Source organism: Candidatus Contendobacter odensis Run_B_J11, assembly GCF_000531125.1.
Taxonomy (GTDB): domain Bacteria; phylum Pseudomonadota; class Gammaproteobacteria; order Competibacterales; family Competibacteraceae; genus Contendibacter; species Contendibacter odensensis.
In genome coordinates this window covers 1-2652 of the sequence record NZ_CBTK010000235.1, presented here as the reverse complement: position 1 = coordinate 2652, position 2652 = coordinate 1, and the positions used below count along the sequence as shown (strand labels likewise).

The 2652-nt window shown below is 58.9% G+C and carries 3 protein-coding genes; all 3 read right to left on the bottom strand.

Annotated elements, in window-relative coordinates; genetic code table 11:
• Window positions 1–79: 79 nt before the first annotated feature.
• A complete protein-coding gene (locus BN874_RS24625; RefSeq protein WP_154724932.1) occupies window positions 80–244 on the bottom strand; it encodes a hypothetical protein in 165 nt (54 codons plus the stop codon).
• Window positions 241–1284: an aldo/keto reductase gene (locus BN874_RS13355; protein ID WP_034434306.1), complete on the bottom strand. Its 1044-nt coding sequence runs from the start codon at window positions 1282–1284 to the stop codon at window positions 241–243. The genes BN874_RS24625 and BN874_RS13355 overlap by 4 nt, the downstream gene beginning before the upstream one ends.
• A gap of 238 nt (window positions 1285–1522) precedes the next feature.
• Complete coding sequence (locus tag BN874_RS13350; protein ID WP_034434304.1) at window positions 1523–1813, bottom strand: hypothetical protein; 291 nt, start codon at window positions 1811–1813, stop codon at window positions 1523–1525.
• Window positions 1814–2652: the final 839 nt, after the last annotated feature.

The window sequence follows — 2652 nt, the reverse complement described above, 5'->3', positions numbered from 1 at the left end:
CGCCGGCCTCGCCTGGCGGCGGCGCAGGCTACAGCAGGTGGCCCACTGACGCCCTTGCGTCCCTACTGCGAGCGGCATCTCATTGACTCCGCTGTACCGGCCCGAAGAGGGCGGCGAACGCCTCCCAAGTGAGTAAAGGCTGGCCGTACTCGTCGTAAGCGTCCGGCGATGGAATCCGGCCTTCTTGGAGAACGCGGTCGGTGATAGCGTGAATTTGCTCGGTCGTGAAGGTATCCATGGTCATCGGGAATCACCGGTGGGGAACGGATTCCGTTCCTGAAAGCCGGCTTGATGCCAATAGGGATAAATCTTCGGCACGGCGCTGGCCTGATCCAGCGTCGCGATCTGTTCGGGTGACAAACTCCAGCCAAGGGATCCCAAATTCTCGCGAAGCTGACGTTCATCCCGAGCGCCGATGATCACGGTTGAGACCGACGGACGTTGCAGGAGCCAGTTGAGGGCGATTTGCGGAATGGTTTTGCCGGTCTCCGCCGCGACCGCATCCAACGCATCGATCACTTGGAACAGGTCGTTCTCAGGGACTTGGGGACCCAGGCTCGCGGCAACCGGGCTTTGGAGACGACTGGATGAGGGGAGGGGTTGGCCGCGCCGGATGCGACCCGTTAGTCGGCCCCAACCCAACGGACTCCAGATGACCCCCCCCACCTGCTGGTCGAGGGCCAGGGGCATGAGTTCCCACTCGTATTCCCGGCCCACCAACGAGTAATAGGCTTGGTGCGCTACGTAGCGCGCCCAGCCGTACCGGGCCGAAACCGCCAGCGATTTCATCAGGTGCCAACCCGAAAAATTCGAGCAACCGAGGTAACGAATTTTGCCGGCGGTGATCAGATCATCGAGGGTGCGGAGGGTTTCTTCAACCGGCGTGGCGGCGTCAAAGCCGTGAAGCTGAAACAAGTCGATGTAGTCAGTGCCGAGACGGCGCAGGGCGCGATCAACGGCCCGGATAAGGGCATAGCGCGAGGAACCCACATCATTGATACCCGACCCGTGGCGAAAGGTGGCTTTAGTGGAGATCAGCACTTGGTCACGACGGGTTTTAATCGCCGCGCCGAGAATCTCCTCGGCGGCCCCGTCGGAGTAAATGTCCGCCGAGTCGAACAGATTCAGCCCGGCGTCCAGGCACACATCGACCAAGCGGCGGGCTTCGGCGACGTCGGTCTGGCCCCACGCCGCGAACAATTCGCCGCGACCGCCAAAGGTGCCCGTACCCAAGGACAAGACGGGAACCTTGAGGCCGGATGCGCCTAACAATCGATATTCCATCAGTGATGCCCTCGCGTGAGAGTGATCCGTGTTAAACAAGCTGGTTTTCGTTCAGCAAAAACTAGAGCGCCGCATCCACCGTCGTCAAGGGTGCTGCATCCCCATGAGTGGCAGTGAATACCGCTTCTCCTACAGACCGCAACCCAATGACGCTTGGCATTCACTGCGCCCCGATACTGTGGGCTTCCCGCCTTGTTCTTTAATCACGAGTTGCTGAACGTATCCCTCGATATTCATCCTATCCATTTCCATCGCTGCAATGAATCCACTGTGGGCGGCGATAGTCTGCGGTCAGCCCGGATCGGCGGTCGGTATTCTGCACCGTTACCAGAATCAACGCCTCCAATACCGTGCCACTGCGATCCGCCACCCAAGCGACATGACGGCTCGAATGGGCGGCGACCGCACCCTGCGTTCCCGCCCATTCTTTACCCCAAACCTCCAGCCGCTGGATTGCGGCAGCGGTCGGCTCGATCCGGCAACGCGCCTCGGCGAACGCGACCGGTTCGACCGCCCACGCCCCGATCAAGGCCAGCCCTGGCCAACCCCACGCTGACCGAATCGATCCGCCCCATTTTTTGCCTTGTCATTTTGCCCTTCACGGTTCCGACCGCTCCGCTGCCAACGCATCTCTGGCGCTCTCAAATCGTTCAGTGTCATCACGCCGGGTTTTTAATGACCCCGGAGCGACTGGAGCATGGAGTTCAAGCACTGACGGCCTATAGGGGATAACCGTTCGGAAGTGCGCTTCTCTTCCCTTTGTTTAGCCTGCTGCTCTCGATCTGCTGCGTCTGCCCGTAACCGGGTCTCTGTTGCCGCACGGTGGCGGCGCTGGTCGGAGAGGTGAAAGCCCGACGAGGGATCGAAGCTGTTGGGATCGGTTTGGTACTTACGGATCACCCCTCTGAGCAGGGCTGCGGGGTTGGTTCTGACCTGTCCGCTTTGCATCCTGGACCCGATGACATCCAGCATTTGCTGGGCGATCTCAGGCGGTAGGGGATTGATCTGTGCGGTGATGTCGGCATATTCGGTTTCCGTGAGCTTCGCTGGATAGGCGAGTTCTGGCCACTGGCCGTCGTGACTCTCTTCCTGGATAACCGTCTTTGGATTTTCGGTCGCTGTGTTGCAGTCGGTTCCCGTGGTGGGGTCTGGTGGTACTTCCCTCTGGCTAACTGTCTTTTCCCAGCCCTTTCAAGGTGTAAAAATACAACATTGAAAATCACAATGGTTCGGACAGTTTTTTCTAACTTATTGATATGAATAGGGAGCCTTCGGTAGGGTAAAATGTTGTTTACCACAACGACACTTCTAACCCAACCCGAAGGTTCCCATGTCCCTAATAGACACTGTTTTACAGCAAATGTCCAC

Bases quoted from the DNA above. Each gene is read 5' to 3' on its own strand.
- BN874_RS24625 (WP_154724932.1), bottom strand. From the start codon at position 244: ATGACCATGGATACCTTCACGACCGAGCAAATTCACGCTATCACCGAC.
- BN874_RS13355 (WP_034434306.1), bottom strand. From the start codon at position 1,284: ATGGAATATCGATTGTTAGGCGCATCCGGCCTCAAGGTTCCCGTCTTG.